General features: G+C 49.7%; 12 protein-coding genes. 11 read left to right on the plus strand and 1 reads right to left on the minus strand.

The window, feature by feature from the left end:
* The first annotated feature begins 132 nt into the window (after positions 1-132).
* Together IYN85_RS00805 and IYN85_RS00810 are read left to right on the plus strand one after the other, a co-directional pair.
* The gene (locus IYN85_RS00805) at positions 133-2,028 is read left to right on the plus strand and encodes a DUF294 nucleotidyltransferase-like domain-containing protein (protein ID WP_196156963.1); all 1,896 of its coding nucleotides are present in this window, start codon (positions 133-135) and stop codon (positions 2,026-2,028) included.
* A 4-nt stretch (positions 2,029-2,032) separates the two neighbouring features.
* Entirely contained in the window at positions 2,033-2,746 is a 714-nt protein-coding gene (locus IYN85_RS00810; RefSeq protein ID WP_196156964.1) for a 3'-5' exonuclease, read from the plus strand.
* Between the two features lie 68 nt (positions 2,747-2,814).
* On the opposite strand, the gene IYN85_RS00815 is transcribed toward IYN85_RS00810, so the two are convergent.
* Complete coding sequence (locus IYN85_RS00815; protein ID WP_196156965.1) at positions 2,815-4,389, minus strand: BCCT family transporter; 1,575 nt, start codon at positions 4,387-4,389, stop codon at positions 2,815-2,817.
* A gap of 472 nt (positions 4,390-4,861) precedes the next feature.
* On the opposite strand from IYN85_RS00815, the gene egtB reads away from it, so the two are divergent.
* The 9 genes from egtB to IYN85_RS00860 all read left to right on the plus strand — a co-directional run bounded on the left by egtB (position 4,862) and on the right by IYN85_RS00860 (position 17,800).
* On the plus strand, positions 4,862-6,121 hold the full coding sequence (egtB, locus tag IYN85_RS00820) for an ergothioneine biosynthesis protein EgtB (protein WP_196156966.1): 1,260 nt from the start codon (positions 4,862-4,864) through the stop codon (positions 6,119-6,121).
* Complete coding sequence (gene egtD, locus IYN85_RS00825) at positions 6,114-7,085, plus strand: L-histidine N(alpha)-methyltransferase (RefSeq protein WP_196156967.1); 972 nt, start codon at positions 6,114-6,116, stop codon at positions 7,083-7,085. The genes egtB and egtD overlap by 8 nt, the downstream gene beginning before the upstream one ends.
* Before the next feature lie 132 nt (positions 7,086-7,217).
* Positions 7,218-10,142: a hypothetical protein gene (locus IYN85_RS00830; protein WP_196156968.1), complete on the plus strand. Its 2,925-nt coding sequence runs from the start codon at positions 7,218-7,220 to the stop codon at positions 10,140-10,142.
* A 119-nt stretch (positions 10,143-10,261) separates the two neighbouring features.
* Positions 10,262-11,014, plus strand: coding sequence for an ABC transporter substrate-binding protein (locus IYN85_RS00835; protein ID WP_196156969.1), 753 nt, complete (start codon positions 10,262-10,264; stop codon positions 11,012-11,014).
* A gap of 517 nt (positions 11,015-11,531) precedes the next feature.
* Positions 11,532-12,890, plus strand: a complete 1,359-nt coding sequence (locus IYN85_RS00840) for an ABC transporter substrate-binding protein (RefSeq protein WP_196156970.1) — start codon at positions 11,532-11,534, stop codon at positions 12,888-12,890.
* 65 nt (positions 12,891-12,955) lie between these two features.
* Positions 12,956-13,960: a carbohydrate ABC transporter permease gene (locus tag IYN85_RS00845; RefSeq protein ID WP_196156971.1), complete on the plus strand. Its 1,005-nt coding sequence runs from the start codon at positions 12,956-12,958 to the stop codon at positions 13,958-13,960.
* 10 nt (positions 13,961-13,970) lie between these two features.
* The gene (locus IYN85_RS00850) at positions 13,971-15,125 is read left to right on the plus strand and encodes a carbohydrate ABC transporter permease (protein ID WP_370592128.1); all 1,155 of its coding nucleotides are present in this window, start codon (positions 13,971-13,973) and stop codon (positions 15,123-15,125) included.
* Between the two features lie 3 nt (positions 15,126-15,128).
* On the plus strand, positions 15,129-16,733 hold the full coding sequence (locus IYN85_RS00855; protein WP_196156972.1) for an alpha-glucosidase: 1,605 nt from the start codon (positions 15,129-15,131) through the stop codon (positions 16,731-16,733).
* A complete protein-coding gene (locus tag IYN85_RS00860) occupies positions 16,733-17,800 on the plus strand; it encodes a LacI family DNA-binding transcriptional regulator (RefSeq protein WP_196156973.1) in 1,068 nt (355 codons plus the stop codon). The genes IYN85_RS00855 and IYN85_RS00860 overlap by 1 nt, the downstream gene beginning before the upstream one ends.
* Positions 17,801-18,078 lie beyond the last annotated feature (278 nt).

Here is an 18,078-nt window from a genome sequence, read left to right on the forward strand (position 1 = left end):
TAAGTTCTCGTAAATGATTTGGTTAATCCAGCATGGTTCAGCACTTTTCTCTTTGGTTTTGTTTCTGTGTTCGTTCGAAATGTCGCAGCATAACCTCTACACTGTTAGGCTCCATTGTGTCAGGAATGAACTATGTCGGCTGAAATACAAGACATCATCGCTTTTGTTCGCGCCCACGAACCATTTGACTGTTTGCCTGAGAGCGAGCTCGCTACCATGTGTGGCCAAATTGAAGTCAGTTATTTTCAGGCGCAAAGTCAGATTCTGCATTTTGGTGAATCCATTGATTCTCTTTGTTTAATCCGTTCTGGCTCGGTTGAAGTCTTTCGGCGTACCGGTGAACTTTATAATCGCCTGGAGTCTGGTCATGTATTTGGTCAAATGGGTATCCTGATGAATGGTCATGTGCGTTATCCCGTCAGAGCGTTGGAGGATTCACTGATCTATCGGATCCCGTCTCAGGTTTTTCTCGATCTGTGCGAACAATATGGTGAATTCGGTGATTATTTTGAAGTGAATGAACACTCCACGTTGCAACAGGTGGTTTTGAATCAGGTGGCCGACAATGACATGACGACCGTGCGGGTTCGGGACATTATTCAGCGCGATCCCGTGTATCTTTATGCTGACGCCAGCGTTCACGAATGTGCAAAAGAAATGACGGAACAACGAGTATCCTCCGTCGTAGTTTTTGATCACGCGACCGATCAACCGAGCGAAGAAGCAGGTGTATCGGTTGCGTTGCCTTCCGGTATTGTCACAGATCGCGATCTGCGCAGTCGCGTGTTGGCCGAAGGTCTGCCTCTGAGCACGCCACTGCGCGATATCATGTCGGTCGACCTGATCACCGTGGAACACGACGCCTATGTCTATGAAGCCATGCTGTTGATGTTACGTCATAATGTTCATCACTTACCGTTAGTGCACCGTCACAAAGTGACCGGCGTGGTTTCTCTTTCTGATATTGTGCGTCATGAATCCCAAAACAGCTTACTGCTGGTTCGCGGCATTATGAGCCAGGAAACCGTTGAGGATTTGGTTGCTTTGTCGCCTCAGGTGGCATCAGTCATGGTACGAATGCTGAAGGAAGACGCCAACTCGCACATGATTGGTACCGCCATGTCGGTCATCGGCCGCGCCTTCAAACAACGACTGCTGCAATTGGCTGAAATGGCGCTGGGACCACCGCCGGTTCCCTATTGTTTTTTGGCACTGGGCTCCATGGCGCGGGAAGAACAACTGCTGGTCACCGACCAGGATAATGCCATGATTCTGTCCGCTGATTACAATGAGGCCAAACACGGTCATTATTTTAAAAGTCTCGCAGATTTCGTTTGCGATGGCTTGCACGCGTGCGGTTATACCTATTGCGATGGCGGCATCATGGCGTCAAACCCACAATGGCGTATGACTCTGGAGGGTTGGAAAGCGCAATTCAGCTTGTGGATTGAGAAGCCGGATCCTCAAGCGTTGCTCAATGCGTCAATATTTTTCGACTTGAGTGGTGTGGCCGGAAAAACGGCCTGGGCGGAACAGCTGACGCGCTTTATCGTGAATAAAGCAAAAAGTAATCGTCCGTTTCTGGCGGCGTTGGCGCGAAACGCGTTGAATCGGACACCGCCACTGGGTTTTTTTAAAAATTTCGTCGTTGAAAAGGATGGGCGGCAACGCTATAGCCTGAATTTAAAGCGTCGGGGTACGGCACCGCTGGTTGATGTTATTCGCCTGCATGCGCTGGCTGAAGGTTCACTCGCCCAAAATTCTTTTGATCGATTGGATGATATTGCTCAATCCAAGCTGCTACCGGAAGGCAAACGGGATGAAATTTCCGATGCGCTGGAATATCTCTCGATGATTCGAATTCGGCAACAGGTTGCGGCCGTGGAAGCCGGTGAAACGGCAGACAATACCGTAGAACCAGAAACCCTGTCGCAAAAAGAACGTCGTGGTTTGAAGGAGGCTTTTCAAGTACTCAGTAATGCCCAAAAATTTCTCCGCTACCGTTATACCGCCGGTCCAACGGGGTAACGTGGTGTCTTTGTATCCGTATCAGGTGGTGCCAGACCAGTGGGACGATTTTTTTTGCGAGCAATCGCAGCAAGATATGCCGGAGTTTCTAAAGACGTTCTACCGTCAGCCCTTTGCAGATGACCAACAACGGGTAAATGCGACGGAATTTGTGGCGATAGATATTGAAACGACTGGCATGGATGCGCAGCAGGATGACATCGTCAGTATTGGCTTAGTGCCTTTTAATATGTCCCGGATATTTCTCGCGCGGGCTCAGTACTGGGTGGTACGCAGTCGTCGGTTAACATCATCGTCGGTGGTTGTGCATCGGATCACGCACAGTGACGTTGCCGACGCGCCATCGCTCAGATCAATACTGCCTAAAGTTGCTGAGCAGTTACAGGGCAAACAGGTTGTGGTGCATTACCGCTATATGGAACGAGAGTTTTTCCGTTCTGCCATCGCTGGGTTGTTCGGGGCGAACTGGTTGTTTCCGGTCGTCGATACGCTGGAGTTGGAATCGCACTATCTGCGCCGCGAACGTTCTTTGCTGGCAAAGTGGCTACAAAAGCCGCTCCCTTCCGTCCGGCTACCCAACGCACGGGAACGCTATCATTTGCCTGCTTATGAAAATCACAATGCACTGGTGGATGCTTTGGCAACGGCGGAGTTATTGCAGGCTCAGATCGCCAAGCAACATTTGAGTGAACTGCCGGTCCGAACACTTTGGTGCTAAGCCGGTTCAATGTGGAGATTTGATGAAGTGGGGATGGTGCGCCCAGGAACTGGGCGCACAAGGGCAAGTTATTTATTGATTTCAGTGCGCATGCCCATCAGCAGCGAGACACACATTAACAACAGAACAAAGGTGAAGGGCAGGCCGGTCGATATCGCTCCCGCCTGTAGGGCTTCAATAGCCTGGGTACCACCAATCCAAAGCAGCGCTGCCGCAATGGCACCTTCAACCGACGCCCAGAAAATGCGTTGAGGCACTGGCGCGTCTATCTTGCCGCCAGCGGTAATACTGTCGATAACCAGTGAGCCGGAGTCCGACGAGGTAATGAAAAACACCAACACCAGGACAACCGCAATAAAGGATAAAATCGTGCCCAGAGGCAGTTCATCGAACATCTGGAACATCGCCAATGGTACCGAGGTCAGACCATCTGTGCCCAAGGCGCCTACGCCATTTTGAATCTGTTCAATCGCGATGCCACCATAAACAGACATCCAGATCACGGTGACCGCGGTGGGTACTAGCAGCACGGCGGTGACAAACTCACGAACTGTGCGTCCCTTTGAGATGCGGGCGATAAACATACCGACAAAAGGTGACCAAGAAATCCACCACGCCCAGTAAAACACCGTCCAGCCCTGCAACCAGGCCTCATCTGGCCGGCCATGAGGGTTCGACAGCGGAATAATGTTTTTCAGGTAGGCGCCGACGGTTTGTGGGATGGTGCCCATTGATACTGCAAATGCAACCAAAGCCACAAACGCCAGCAGCAGAAACGCAATGATCATATTGATATTCGACAGCAGTTTCACGCCGCCTTCCAGTCCTCGGATGACCGAGATGATGGCAAGCAGTGTGACCACGACGATGACAATGATCTGCAAACCAAGTCCAGCGCTGAAGCCAAAGACATGACCAATACCCGCCGATGCCTGTTGTGCGCCCAGGCCCAAAGAGGTGGCCAGACCAAAAAGGGTTGCCAGTACCGCCAGGATATCAATGATGTGTCCGGGCCAACCCCAGGTATGGTCACCGAGAATTGGATAGAATGCGGATCGAATCGACAACGGTAAGCCCTTGTTGTAGGCAAAGAACGCTAAAGAGAGTGCGACAACGCCATAGATCGCCCAAGGATGCAGGCCCCAGTGGTACATCGTAGCGCCTAACGCCATGCTGGCTGCTTCTGGAGAATAAGCCTCCACACCCAATGGTGTTTCATACCAGCCGGTAAAATAAGCGACCGGTTCTGCAACACCCCAGAACATCAGGCCAATGCCCATGCCTGCGGCAAACAGCATCGCCAGCCATGACACAGTAGAGTGTTCGGCGGCTGCGTCACGACCACCAATGCGGATTTTGCCCCAGGGCGATATGGCCAAGCCCAGACAAAACACAACAAAGATATTGCCAGACCACATAAACAAAGCGTCGAACTGGGCAATGATGTCCCACTTCAAACCGTCCAGAAGCGATTTGGCTGACTCCGGGTCGCTCACCAGCGTGGCGATCAGGAACAAAATAATTAAACCGGCGCTGATACCAAAAACTGGGTTATGAATGTCAAAGCCCCATTTCTGTACGTTGTCCTGACCAACGGTATAGTCTGTATTTTCGATACTGTACTTATCAGTTGAAGTACCCATTTTTTCCTCCCAGTGAATAATTGTTTTTAAAAATACGTATATTTACCGTAAATCGCAACCAATCGATCAAAATATAGTCAATTTTGACGAATTTTGTGTGTTTTCTGCGTTGGTGGAATGTTTAGAGATGTAAATAATTAGAGGGCGGTAACAGTCAATGATTTAAGCTGTTTCCTGCCTGTGGGTAAGGAATAACACCGTCGGTCAAAGGCTTGTACGATCGCTTTTATGACTTTAATTTGGCGAAGGGATGGTGACTTCCAAGGCCAATCTCCACCCAGTCGTGGCGAATTCGGGACTTGCGTCTAAACTCAAGGGTTTAGTTTCCGAAAAATGCCGCCCCGTCGTTTTATCGACACATTTTTACTTTAGGATGGGGGCTTTGTGAACTAAGTGCGACTGACGTGATCCTATACGGGTAACCACGTACGACGCCTGAAGGCAGTTATTGAATAATAAGAAAGGGGGCGAGATGACAGCGCATCTCACGGAACTTCCCACAGAAGCGATATTGGATTTTCACCGCGTTCGGCAAGACAGCGAACGGTTGGCCGAACCCTATTCTGAAGCGGACCAGACGATACAGTCTATGCCCGATGCGAGCCCGGTAAAATGGCATCTGGCGCACACCACCTGGTTTTTTGAAACCTTTTTATTAAAGCCGTTCCTACCAGAATATCGCGTATTCGATCCACATTATGAAGTCCTGTTCAATTCCTATTACAACAGCGTCGGTGAGCAGTTTCCGCGCCCGCAGCGCGGGTTAATTTCGCGCCCCGGAAAAGATGAGGTATTGCGTTACCGGCAGTACGTGAATCAGCAAATGGATCAACTGCTGGCGTCCCCGCCTGCAACCGTGCAACAAACACTCGCACCTTTGTTGGAGCTGGGTCTTCATCATGAGCAGCAACATCAGGAATTGTTAGTCACCGATATTCAGCATGCTCTGTCGATCAATCCACTCAGTCCGGTGATTACAAAACCAGTCGACCCGTTTCCGCCAGTGTCGGCGTTAAATTGGGTGTCTGTTGAAGAAGGCCTATATGAAGTGGGTTTTCGGGGGCGTGGGTTTAGTTTCGACAATGAACTCCCGCGGCACCAGGTTTATCTTTATGGGTTCAACGCCGCTGACCGGCTGATTACCAATGCAGAATTTCAGGCCTTCATGCTCGACGGTGGTTACGACAACCCACTGTATTGGCTTAGTGAAGGTTGGGCTTGGAAACAGCAGCAAGCGATTCAGGCGCCACTGTATTGGAAAGCGCGAAACGGCGATTGGTTTCATTATAGCTTGGCTGGTTTAACCCCTGTCGATCCGAATGCGCCAGTTACGCACGTCAGTTATTTTGAGGCCAACGCCTACGCCAATTGGGCAAGGGCGCGTTTGCTGACTGAATTTGAATGGGAAGTGCTGGCGCAGGTGGAACCACATATTCAACACACCTATAACCCGGACCAATTGCAACCCGCTCCAGCACCACGCACCGCCGTGCAACAGTTATATAACTGTTTGTGGCAATGGACCGGCTCCCAGTATTTGCCTTATCCCGGGTTTAAGACGCCGGAAGGGGCTGTTGGCGAATACAACGGAAAATTTATGAGTAACCAATTTGTCCTGCGTGGAGGCTCCTGTGCGACGCCGCCAAACCATGTGCGGGATAGCTATCGTAACTTTTTTCCAGCAACGGCCCGTTGGCAGTTCACCGGTATAAGGATCGCAAAAGATGACTGAGTTAAACGTAAAACGGCAGGCGTTGGTTAATACGGCGGATCAGTTTCTGCTGGATATCTATGGCGGTTTGTCGCAACCGCAGAAATCGCTGCCTTGCAAATACTTTTACGACGAAAAGGGCTCGGAGTTGTTTGACCAGATTTGTCAGACCGATGAGTATTACCACACGCGAACCGAGCTGAAAATCCTGGATGATATTCTGCCGACGGTTGCTGGGATGATTGGCCCCTATGTGGATATTCTGGAATTCGGGTCCGGTGCCGGTATTAAAATTCGCAAGCTCATCAACGCACTTGAACATCCTCGCAGTTACACACCGATTGATATCAGCGAAGAAATTCTTTTATCCAGTTCGCACGCATTGCAGCAGGAATACCCGGAATTGGAAGTGCATCCGGTGGTTGCGGATTATCTTTCGCCAATCGAATTGCCGGCATCCTTTGCGGATGAAACGGCGCACCGAAAATTGGTGTTTTTCCCAGGTTCAACGATCAGCAATTTTGATATGCCCGATGCCATTCACTTTCTGAAACACATTCGCAGTTTGTTGTCGCCGGGCGATGCTCTGTTAATCGGTGTCGATTTAGTGAAGCCCGTCCCGCGGTTGTTGGCGGCTTATAATGACCGGCAGGGCGTCACAGCTGCGTTTAACCTTAATCTGTTGCATAGGATTAAAGCGACTTACGATACAGACTTGAACGTCGATAATTTCTGGCACCATGCGCTGTATAACGCCGAGAAGCACCGCATTGAAATGCATCTGGTCAGCCGAGTCGCGCAAACAGTGACGATACAGGGGCAGTCTTTTGTTTTTAAAGAGCGCGAAACCATTCACACGGAAAACTCCTATAAATTTTCCATTGAAGGTTTCCGCATGATGGCTCTGAACGCGGGCTTTGACAGCACGGAATGCTTTACCGACGACGCTAATCTGTTCTCTGTGCATTTTTTAACCGCAACCTAAGCGCCGTTCGCGGCAATCAGCTGGATGACTATGTGCCATACTTCACAGTCTGAACATTCCTGCCATGGCTGAAATTGCGCTCATTGACCAGTCAGAGTAATGTCAGCGGGTTATTTGGTTGAGGTAATGTGAGTGAAATACCGTTTAGTCAGTCTGGGTAAATTAAAACCGGGCGTGAATGAGAAAGACGCACTTCCGGCGTTGATGAAATTAACCAAACTGCCCGAGCTGACTGTGCGGAAGAAACTGCTGGCGGGCAAGCGCACCTCATTGATGACCAGCGCGGATGTCAATAAGATCGCCTCGGCAAAAGGGCGTTTTTCCGCCGTAGGTTTACTGTTGGAAGTCGTTGAAGTAGCCGATGCTCCGTCACCGACCGTCGCCGAACCCCAGAAAGCTTCGTCCTGGAAATTCGCCCGACACTTCAAACGGCTGGTCTGGTCTTTCGTGGCAGTATTGGTTCTGTTGCTGGGCGCTGCCGGTGGTCTCTGGTATTGGTTGTTTATGATGCCGGACCCAAACGCCTCACAGGTCGAATCCGCGCTGGTTCATGATCAAACATTGGCGGTCGCCAATATCGACTTTTCCCAACTCAAGAAACTTGAGCAGCTGACCAGAACCCAAGTATTGGATTTCTTTAACCCCGATGCAGATGCTAATCTGCTGGTTGATGTGTTGTCCATGGCAGCGACCGATCAGCTGACTTTGAATCAGGCATATATTGTTGCGCTGGCCAGCAGCGGCGGCAATCGGGTTGATGGCCTTGCGGTGGTCACGGGTCACTTTTCACCGGAGCAGTGGCGTGCGCAGATCAGCCGTTATTTTGATATGGGAAACCCTGAGCAGGGAATTACTCCGATGCAACCGAAAAAACAGGTCAATGCGGACCAATGTCCGTCTGAGGTGGTTGCCGGTGCTCAGCCTGTTTACGCCAAGCTCATTAAAGATCAGGTGGTCTTTGCGACCTCGGTTGCCGCCATTAATCAATTTGAGTCAAGACTCACGTCGGTGCCCGGTGCGGGAACGCAGCTGGCGCAGTGGCAGCAACTCAAAAAATTCAAATTCCTCAGTGCCATGGTCTTTTCGCCAACTGACAGCAGCAATGCCTTGCCCGGCATTGCCGGAATGATTGGTGGCCAAGTCGCCAAAAGCATTCCCAGTGTCAGCAGTCTCTCGTTGAGTGCTCAGGTTGACGTTATGGCGCGGGGCGTTCGGTTGGACGCTATGCTGAACAGCGCTGACAGCGCCTGGAATGCCCAGGCCAGTAACATGGCTAATAGCTGGATCGAAACCACTAAAAATAACAGCCGCGTGACCTCGGATGTCCTGTCGTCTTTGATCAATCAATTATCGATTCGTGCTGACGACACCAAGGTGGCCGCCAGTTGGTCGGTGAACCGGCATTCTCTGAGTGATTTAAAACATAGTCTGGAAAACAGTTTGGCTTCTCTGTTTGGCGGTTCCATGGTCAGTGTTGGCGCTGGTGAGACAGAAATCAACGACAAACCGATGAATTACAACCGGCCCATCAGTCTGGCGCAATTGCCAAGCTTCGACGTGCCAGAATACGGTGGCAAGCCTCTGTTTACCAATGGTCCCTTCGCGGTGGATGTGCAGGGTATCCGAATGCTCGACAGTGATTTTCTGGAAATGGCTGTCGACGCTAAAGCGGCGCTACCCACCCTTGAAGATACCTCCGGATTGGGCGAGTTGTTTCGTTATTCGCTGATGATTGACGACGTACTGGATCGCCAGGGGGGCAGTCTGCTCCGGGATGAACTTTGCGTTACCAATCCTGCGTTTTTTGGTGTTAAAAATCATGAACCCGAAACCCAGGGAACTGCTTTTTTTGAGCAAGCCTCGGCGACCAAACGAGTTCGGCTATCCGCTGATACCAATGTGTCTGATATCAGCCAGGTGCGCGGACGCTACCAGTTGGGTTATCCGGTTTCGGTGCAGAAACTGCCTGTAGAGCTGAAAGCGGGCGCGATGGCTTCCTTTGCAGGAACCCAGATTGAGATTGTCGCTTTGGGGCGCAGCAGTGTGCGCTACAAAGTGACCGGTAAGGCGGATCAGTTATTAGAAGTGCGTGGCCTGAATTCTCAAGGTCAGGTTCTGCGCGAGGGTTGGAAGTCAACTTTTGGTGCGTTATCCGATCAGAGCTATCGCGGCGAGGTGTCTGCTATTGAGCTGTATATCGCCAATGGTTTTGAACAGCGTAGCGTTGAATTCGTTTTGGACAATATTTTTGTCCGCGAAGGCGAGGGTGATGATGCGGTTCATCCGTTCGCGCTGTCCTATACCCCTGTGCAACGTGCAAAATGGAATCAGTACCAGTTTGTCGATATGCGTTTAGTCAAAGCCACGCCGGATCAATGGTCGATGGATGATCCTACTCAACGCGCTGTCGCAAATAAAGCCTGGCCTGGTGTCAAACTGTTTGTTACTCATAACCCTGACGGTTGGAATAACAATCCTCAAGCTCATGTGAACCTGCCGTTGTGGATTGAGCTGTATGCGTCCATGTCGTCACTGAGCTATCAATTGTCCGATCAAGAAGCGGTTGAGCAATTTGTACCGGTGCGGTTTCCGTATCGCCAAGATGAAGAAGGAGTTCGTTTGCTGCCCAGTCAGACCGTTCGGCAACAGCCTTTCGGCGTGGTGAATTTTGAATTCGATGCAGGCTACAAGGCCGGACAGCCGTTTAAAAACTTTGCTGGAAAGCTTACCCTGCGAATGCCTCTGACGCTGACAAATCAGGACTACCCATTTAACGACTTATGGAAAACCAAGCAGGTAAATGGCGTAGATGTGACGCTCGATAACGTCAGCCGGGGTACCTTTGCCGGGTATCACTTCGAACTAAGGGGGGATTTGAGTAACTTGATCGCTGTTCATGGCATCAATGAGTACGGAGAACGCATTGCTCCGTCTACTTTGAACTACCAGAGTGATGGCTATTGGTTGGTGACCATTCCCTTTCGTGACGAGCTGAATAGCCTGCGCATTGTCACTGCGACCGAGCAGGATGTGTTTGAGTTGCCGTTTCGTTTTTAGCGTCATGAACTGATTGAACAGGTCGGGATCATTAGCTGGGCCGGCCTGTTTGCGTCACGACCGACTATACTGTTTGTATGCATCAGCGAAATTTGACCCTTGAGTTGTAGGTGAATGCTATGCGAGCTGTATTTTTAGTCGTTTTAATATTTTTCTCTCAGGTCGTCGAAGCCAAGCCCCTCGTGCGATTTGCCATCGGTGATTGGCCTCCTTATGTTTCCGAGTTCGATCCCCAGGCTAGGCTGTTGGAGCGGCTAATTCGCGAGGCGTATGCCTCGCAGCATCTTTCAGTCACGTTTGATTATTTTCCCTGGAAGCGTAGTTACGAATACGTCCGACAGGGCGAATATGATGGCACTTTTCCCTGGAACTCTACTCAGCAGCGACGAGATGATTTTCTCATTCATTCTGTCCCTCTGGTTCAGGATAACGGGGTTTTCTTTCACCTGAAATCAACGCCGTTTGACTGGCAGGCTTTAACAGACATTGGCAAATATCGTGTCGGTGTGGTGGTTGGCTTCAAACAACAGGAGGTCTACCGGCGTTTGGGTATACAGGCTGAGCTGATTGAAACTGAAGAAGCCGCATTTAGAATGTTGATGGCGGGTCGTATCGATGTGTATCAAACCTCCAGACTGGTCGGTTTGACGACGGCGCGGCGGCTGTTTACAACCGATCAATTACAGCGACTGACCTATCACTCAAGGGCTGTGGAGGTGAATACCTATTTTGTATTGTTTGCTAAGCATTCGTCCAGAAGTGCGGAGCTGGCGGATGCCCTCGATGCGGGTTTGAGGTACCTTCAGGCCACTGGTCAATACGAAAGCCTGATGTTCCTAGAGAGTCCTGATGTATCGCCAATAAAGCCATAGCCAGAAGCCAAAAATTCTTAAGCGGCATCGTGAATTTGAAGAGAATTACTCATTCTCTTCGTGACATGCCTCACCCTGATTTCGGTTGCACAGGGCTGAATTGAATCAACTGAAGCACCTGTACCTCAAAAAAGGCCATCTTCTTAACGCATTAGACTTTAGTCGCATGCCACACCAGGTTGAAACGTTTTGACAGCAGAGTTCTTATTTTGATCTATGCTCCTTCTTATGCTGTAAGACTCAAGTCTAGGTGCCCTTATTCCAAATCAGGGCTCTGGCTAGTGTGTTTTAGGTTAATCGATAAAGAAAAATAGCTGTTAAGTTAAAATTATGTAGTGGCTGAATTTCAGTCTTTAGCGTTTTCACTGATATAACAAAGCTTATAAATTACATTTTAGTATAATAAAGGTCTTTTAAAATTTTCTTAATCGTTTAAGATTATTCACGCAAATGGTGCACAGTTTTCAATAGAGCCTGGGCTCAGATGATAGAAATACAACAAAAATAGGTGATTACGATGAAAAAAGTTCTACGAAGAAATGCGCTGGCTGTCGCGCTGACCACCGCAATGGCAGGCACCGTGATGGCTGCTGGTCATATGCCAGCCAAAGGCTCCGGTGATTATCACTGGGAATCTCTGGATGCTTTCAGCAAAATGGATCTTTCTGGGCAGACAGTGACGATTTCAGGCCCTTGGTTAGCGCCGGAAAACGCTATTTTTCAGGGTATCTTGTCTTATTTTGAACAGGCGACCGGTGCAAAAGTTGAATACACCGGTTCAGATAGCTTTGAACAGCAAATCGTTATTGATACACAAGCGGGTACACCGCCAAACATAGCAGTTTTCCCTCAACCGGGTTTGGCAGCTGATTTGGCTTCTCGTGGTTTGTTGCAACCTGTCGATACCAAAGTGCGTGATGCTGTGAAGAAGAACTATGCAGCAGCGGACTCTTGGATCGATTTGGCGACTTACGCAGACAAAAGCGGTAAAGATAATTTCTATGGCGTATTCTTCCGTGTCGACCTGAAAAGTTTGGTCTGGTACTCACCAGATAACTTTGAAGACAATGGCTACGAAGTGCCTGAAACCATGGAAGAGTTGATTGCGCTATCAGACAAAATGGTGAAAGACGGCAACACACCTTGGTGTATCGGTCTGGGTTCTGGTGCTGCTACCGGTTGGCCAGCAACCGACTGGGTTGAAGACATGATGTTGCGCACGCAGTCTCCTGCTGATTATGACCGTTGGGTCACCAATGACCTGAAATTTACCGATCCGAAAGTTGTCGAAGCCATTGAAACCTTTGGTAAGTTTGCATTGAATGATACCTATGTTGCCGGTGGGGCCGCAGCGGTATCGACGACGGATTTCCGTGACAGCCCTAAAGGTCTGTTCAGTGTTCCAGCTGATTGTATGATGCATCGTCAAGCAAGCTTTATTCCTGCGTTCTTCCCTGAAGGTACCGTAGTCGGTGAAGATGCCGATTTCTTCTACTTCCCGGCTTTCGCATCCAAGAACTTAGGTAAGCCAGTATTGGGGGCGGGTACTGTTGTCACAGTGGCTAAAGCCAACAAAGCAACCGACGCGGTTCTGCAATACCTGACAACACCGTTAGCTCATGAATTGTGGATGGCCAAAGGTGGCTTCTTAACGGCTCATAAGGGTGTGAATACGGACCTGTATATGGATGAAACGCTGAAGCGTCAGGGTGACATTCTGTTGAACGCAACCACATTCCGTTTCGACGGTTCTGACTTGATGCCAGGCGCTGTAGGTGCGGGTTCTTTCTGGACCGGCATGGTGGATTACACCAGCGGTGTTCCTGTTGATGAGGTTGTTGAAGAAATTCAAGACAGCTGGGACGCAATCAAGTAAGTTCTCAAGGGCCGCACATGCGGCCCTCCTTTCCTTTTACAGCTAATTATTAGTAGGGGGCCGTTGTGTTTCAACAACTCGTCAACGCTGCGATAGCAATTGTATTTGCTGTTGGTGGCAGTATTCTATTTTACGTCGGCAGTAACCTGTTGTTGGATAAATTCCTGACATCTGATGGTGCTCCTGCTGACAAGCAAATCAAACGCGACTCGCTCAGAGAAGGTATCCGCCCGTGGATCTTTGTCGGACCTGCGCTGGCGTTTTTGTTAGTCTTTTTGGTTTATCCCGTTTTTAAATCGTTGCAGCTTTCGTTCATGGACCGTGAAGGCGAAGAGTTTGTTTGGTTTACTAATTATGTATGGGCTTTTACCAGTGATGGTTTTCAATCGTCCATTATTAATAACTTGCTGTGGTTGATTATCGTACCAACAATGTCAACCATGTTTGGGTTGGTGATTGCGTATTTAACTGACCGTATATGGTGGGGCAAAATTGCTCGCACACTGATCTTTCTACCAATGGCCATTTCGTTTGTTGGCGCCTCTATTATCTGGAAATTTGTTTACGACTACCGTGGCCCCGGCTCGGATCAGATCGGTATTTTGAACGCGCTGGTGGTTGCCTTTGGTGGTGAGCCGAAAGCGTGGATCGCTGTGCCGTTCTGGAACAATATTTTACTGATGGTCATCCTGATCTGGATTCAAACCGGCTTTGCCATGGTCATTCTGGGTGCGGCCATTCGCGGCGTACCGGAAGATACTCTGGAAGCCTCAACACTGGACGGTGCCAGTGAGCTGGAAATCTTTTTTAAGATCGTGATTCCGCAGATTTGGGGAACCATTGTCGTGGTGTGGACCACCATTACCATTCTGGTTCTGAAGGTCTTCGATATCGTTTATGCCATGACGAACGGGCAGTGGGACACGCAGGTGCTGGCGAACCTGATGTATAACGAAATGTTCCGTAATGCCAACTCCGGTACCGCCAGTACCGTGGCCGTTATTCTGATGATCGCTGTATTGCCGGTGATGATCTACAACATTAAATCCGCTCGAGAAACTGAACAGTAAGGGGTTGACCGTGTCTATTGAAGCGCATAGTACAAAAACAGCGGCGGTGACCAAGCAAGCCATGGTAATTATCCTGGTTATGTTATGGACCATACCGACGGTCGGTTTATTGGTCAGCTCTGTTCGCGATAAAGATCAATTATCGGTGTCTGGTTGGTGGTCTGCGTTAACCGCCAGTGAAAGCCAGGAAGTGTATCGACTACCGAAAGAGGATGTTCAAACCCCGTCGGACAATGGTTATCTGATCGTTGATGAAATATTCGATGACCAATCTAAGGCCATCATTTCAACCTGGGGGCCTACCGCCAAAACCCTAAGTGATTTTGCCGCCGGGGAAACCATGACACTGGATGATGGTAGTCAAATGACTGTCAATGAAGATGGTTCCATCGAATGGGTTAACGATGAGCCGTTCACGCACAATCGCGGGCCCCGAGTGTTTTATCAGGTGAAAACACCTCCGAGATTCACACTGGATAATTACCGTGAAGTCTTAAAATCCGAAGGGGTCGGTCGAGCTTTTATCAATACCTTTACGGTGACGATTCCTGCGACCTTTATCCCTATTCTAATCGCCGCATTTGCTGCTTACGCTTTGGCCTGGATGCGGTTTAAAGGACGTTTGTTTTTCCTCGCGATGATTATTGGTTTGATTGTTGTGCCACTGCAAATGAGCTTAATCCCTGTTTTGCGGTTGTTTGCGGATATTGGCGCCATCACCGGAATGCCTTCCAAGTCTTACATCACAGTTTGGTTGGCGCACACCGGCTTTGGGTTGCCTTTGGCAATTTATCTGTTACGCAATTACATGGCTAGTTTGCCTAAAGATATCATAGAGTCTGCCTATATGGACGGCGCCACGCATTTTCAGATCTTCATGAAAATGATTCTGCCTTTATCGATGCCCGCTTTAGCGTCCTTTGCCATTTTCCAGTTTCTCTGGGTATGGAATGATCTGTTGGTTGCCGCTGTGTTCCTTGGACAGGGCGAAGGTAAGACGGTAATGACGCAGCAATTGATTGAACTGTTAGGTTCACGTGGCGACAACTGGGAGATTCTCACCAGTGGTGCCTTCATCTCTATTGCTGTACCGATTGTGGTATTCCTGTCGATGCAGAAATATTTTGTCCGTGGTCTGCTCGCTGGTTCGGTGAAAGGGGGTTGATGCGTGACTGTAACCAATGACTGGTGGCGCGGTGCCGTTATCTATCAGATTTACCCACGTAGTTTTTGTGATGCGAACAACGATGGTGTCGGAGACATTCCCGGCATCATCAGCAGGCTCGACTACATTGCGGCCCTGGGTGTGGATGCCATCTGGTTATCGCCCTTTTTTACCTCGCCAATGAAAGACTTCGGTTATGACGTCGCTGATTACTGCGATGTGGATCCGTTGTTTGGCGATATTGAGGATTTCAAGCAGTTGGTGGCACAAGCGCACGATCGTAAGTTAAAGGTAATTATCGATCAGGTGTACAGTCATACTTCGGATCAGCACGCCTGGTTTGCTGAAAGCCGACAGAACAGGACCAATGCCAAAGCCGATTGGTATGTCTGGGCTGACGCTAAAGCAGATGGTACCCCACCGAACAACTGGTTATCGTTATTTGGTGGCTCTGCCTGGCAGTGGGACACGCGCCGTCAGCAATACTATCTGCATAATTTTTTAACCAGTCAGCCGGATTTAAACTTCCATAATCGGGACGTGCAGGACGCCATCCTGGACGCCGCGCGTTTTTGGTTGGACATTGGTGTCGATGGATTCCGCCTAGACGTGGTTAACATGTATTTTCATGATGCCAGCTTGGCTGACAATGAAATCGCGGACACACCAGACAAAATGTTTGTGGGCATTGCGGAAACCAATCCATTTGCGCGACAGCATCACATGAATCAGATGTGTCGTCCGGATAATTTACAGTTTCTGCAGCGATTGCGTAGCGTATTAGATAAATACCCTGGCTCGACAACCGTCGGTGAAATTGGTGCGCCACACGCACTGGATATCATGGCAGCCTATACCGAAGGTCGCGATAAGCTGCACATGGCCTATACCTTCGAACTCTTGGGTGAAAAGCATTCGGCGGATTATATACGTCAGACCATTGATCAATTGAATGCTAAATTGGTGAGCGGCTGGCCCTGTTTGGCGATCAGCAATCACGACGTGATACGCAGTGCCTCACGCTGGAGTCCGTCTGGTGATGTCATTCGTTCTCAGGCAGAAGCCATGTTGGTTTTTCTGCTGACGCTGCGCGGCAGTGTCTGCCTGTATCAAGGTGAAGAGCTGGGGTTCGCAGAAGGTGATGTTCAGTTTGAACAACTCCAGGATCCGTTTGGTGTCGAATTCTGGCCTGAGTACAAGGGTCGTGATGGCTGCCGAACGCCAATCGCGTGGGATACCAGCGTTAATAGCGGTTTTAATCAGGGGGCACAAACCTGGTTGCCTATTGACCCGCGGCATGCGGCGCAACCCGCCTTGGCGCAACAGGCAGACGACGATTCCATGTTTCAGTTTACGGCGCGATTGTTGGCTTGGCGAGCGCATCAGCCGGCGATAGTGCAGGGCAGCTTTGAATGGTATCCTACCGACGCGAACGTGTTGGCCTATGTGCGTCAGGACGCGTCGCAAGCTGTCCTCGTCATGGTCAATCTTTCTGATCAGCGGTTCGAGGTCCCCGAACCGGAAGGCTATACCCAGGTGTCAGGTGCGCAGCATCCTCACGTTGTTGAAGCCTTCTCATATAAAATATATGAAAAGAAATTGCAGTAATGAGCCGTAAAAATCCCGACAAAAAAGCACCGCCACCGCGACTGACTGTTAAGGAGGTCTCGGAAAAGCTCGGGGTTTCTACCGCCACCATTTCCAATGCGTTCAACCGGCCGGATCAGCTGTCGGTTGAATTGCGTTCCCGAATCCTCAGAGAATGCGAAAAATTAGGCTATTTCGGACCAAACCCTGCCGCCCGCAGTTTGCGTACTGGCAGTACCGGTGTGGTGGGTGTCATGCTGGCCGAAAACATGTCCTACAATTTCAAAGACAGTTGCGCCATTGAGTTTCTGGAAGGTGTCGCTTCGGTGTTGGATGAACAGAAAAAGAATCTGTTGTTGATGCCCGGACGGCAGGAGTTTTACGCGCAATCGAGCCTTGAGGCTATTCCTGACCGGTACATTATCTACGGACCGCCGAGAGACCTTGTTCTGTTGCCCCGTATTGAAGCTCAGCGCAAACCCATTGTTACGGTCGATTTCAGTTTGCCGAACCACCTGGCACTGAACGTCGACAACTACCGCGGTGCCAAAGAAAGTGCCCAGCGTTTGTTCGCCAAGGTCGGCCAAGACATAGCCATTATAGGCTTGCGCTTGACCTTGACCGATAAATTTTTGCGGCTTGATAATCACCAATTACATGACTTCGAGATGTCCGTGTCCCGTCAGCGTTTGGACGGTTATCTCGACGCTGCTAAAGAAGCTGGCATTGAGATTTCCAATGATCATATTTGGAGTACACCCGAAAGTACCTGGAACGAAGGGGTAAAGGCAGCGCGCAACGCACTGATGAATACCCCGGTGCCCAAAGGTCTGTTGTGTCAGTCCGACCAGCTCGCATTGGCCGCTCTTTCAGTTGCCCGTGAATTGGGCATCCGTGTGCCGGAAGATCTGAAAATCGTTGGCTTCGATGGCATCCCTGAAACGGTCCGTTCACACCCAACCTTATCGACCGTGCAACAGCCTTCGTTCGAAAAAGGTCAGTTAGCTGCCATGATGGTGCTGTCGCCAGATAACTTCAGTTCACGGGTATTACCGGTCACCTACATTGACCGGGAAACAACCGCTTAAGGCTCTCCCTAGGCATTATTTTGCTTCGAAGCCGTGCGATCGGACGGCATTCGTCGCCTTAGAGTTCAGTCAGGAGAGCGCCAAATCCACCAGTCTACAACCGATTGAAGGTTGAGCAGTTCCATAGCATAGAATATTGCTCGAAAAGTGATCTTAGGTTGAGTATCTTTAAGTATATTGAAAACCTTTACCATCGCCAAAGACGGCATTATGCAATGGATTTGGGTATGTCGATCTTAAAGAGATTAATCGGATTCTGCTAATCGTATTACTAGGAG

This window comes from Reinekea sp. G2M2-21 (assembly GCF_015687175.1).
Classification (GTDB): Bacteria; Pseudomonadota; Gammaproteobacteria; order Pseudomonadales; family Natronospirillaceae; genus Reinekea.

Excerpts from the sequence above, each read along its gene's own strand:
- IYN85_RS00815 (WP_196156965.1), bottom strand. The coding sequence starts at position 4,389 with ATGGGTACTTCAACTGATAAGTACAGTATCGAAAATACAGACTATACC.
- IYN85_RS00805 (WP_196156963.1), top strand. The coding sequence starts at position 133 with ATGTCGGCTGAAATACAAGACATCATCGCTTTTGTTCGCGCCCACGAA.
- egtD (WP_196156967.1), top strand. The coding sequence starts at position 6,114 with ATGACTGAGTTAAACGTAAAACGGCAGGCGTTGGTTAATACGGCGGAT.
- egtB (WP_196156966.1), top strand. The coding sequence starts at position 4,862 with ATGACAGCGCATCTCACGGAACTTCCCACAGAAGCGATATTGGATTTT.
- IYN85_RS00835 (WP_196156969.1), top strand. The coding sequence starts at position 10,262 with ATGCGAGCTGTATTTTTAGTCGTTTTAATATTTTTCTCTCAGGTCGTC.
- IYN85_RS00860 (WP_196156973.1), top strand. The coding sequence starts at position 16,733 with ATGAGCCGTAAAAATCCCGACAAAAAAGCACCGCCACCGCGACTGACT.
- IYN85_RS00840 (WP_196156970.1), top strand. The coding sequence starts at position 11,532 with ATGAAAAAAGTTCTACGAAGAAATGCGCTGGCTGTCGCGCTGACCACC.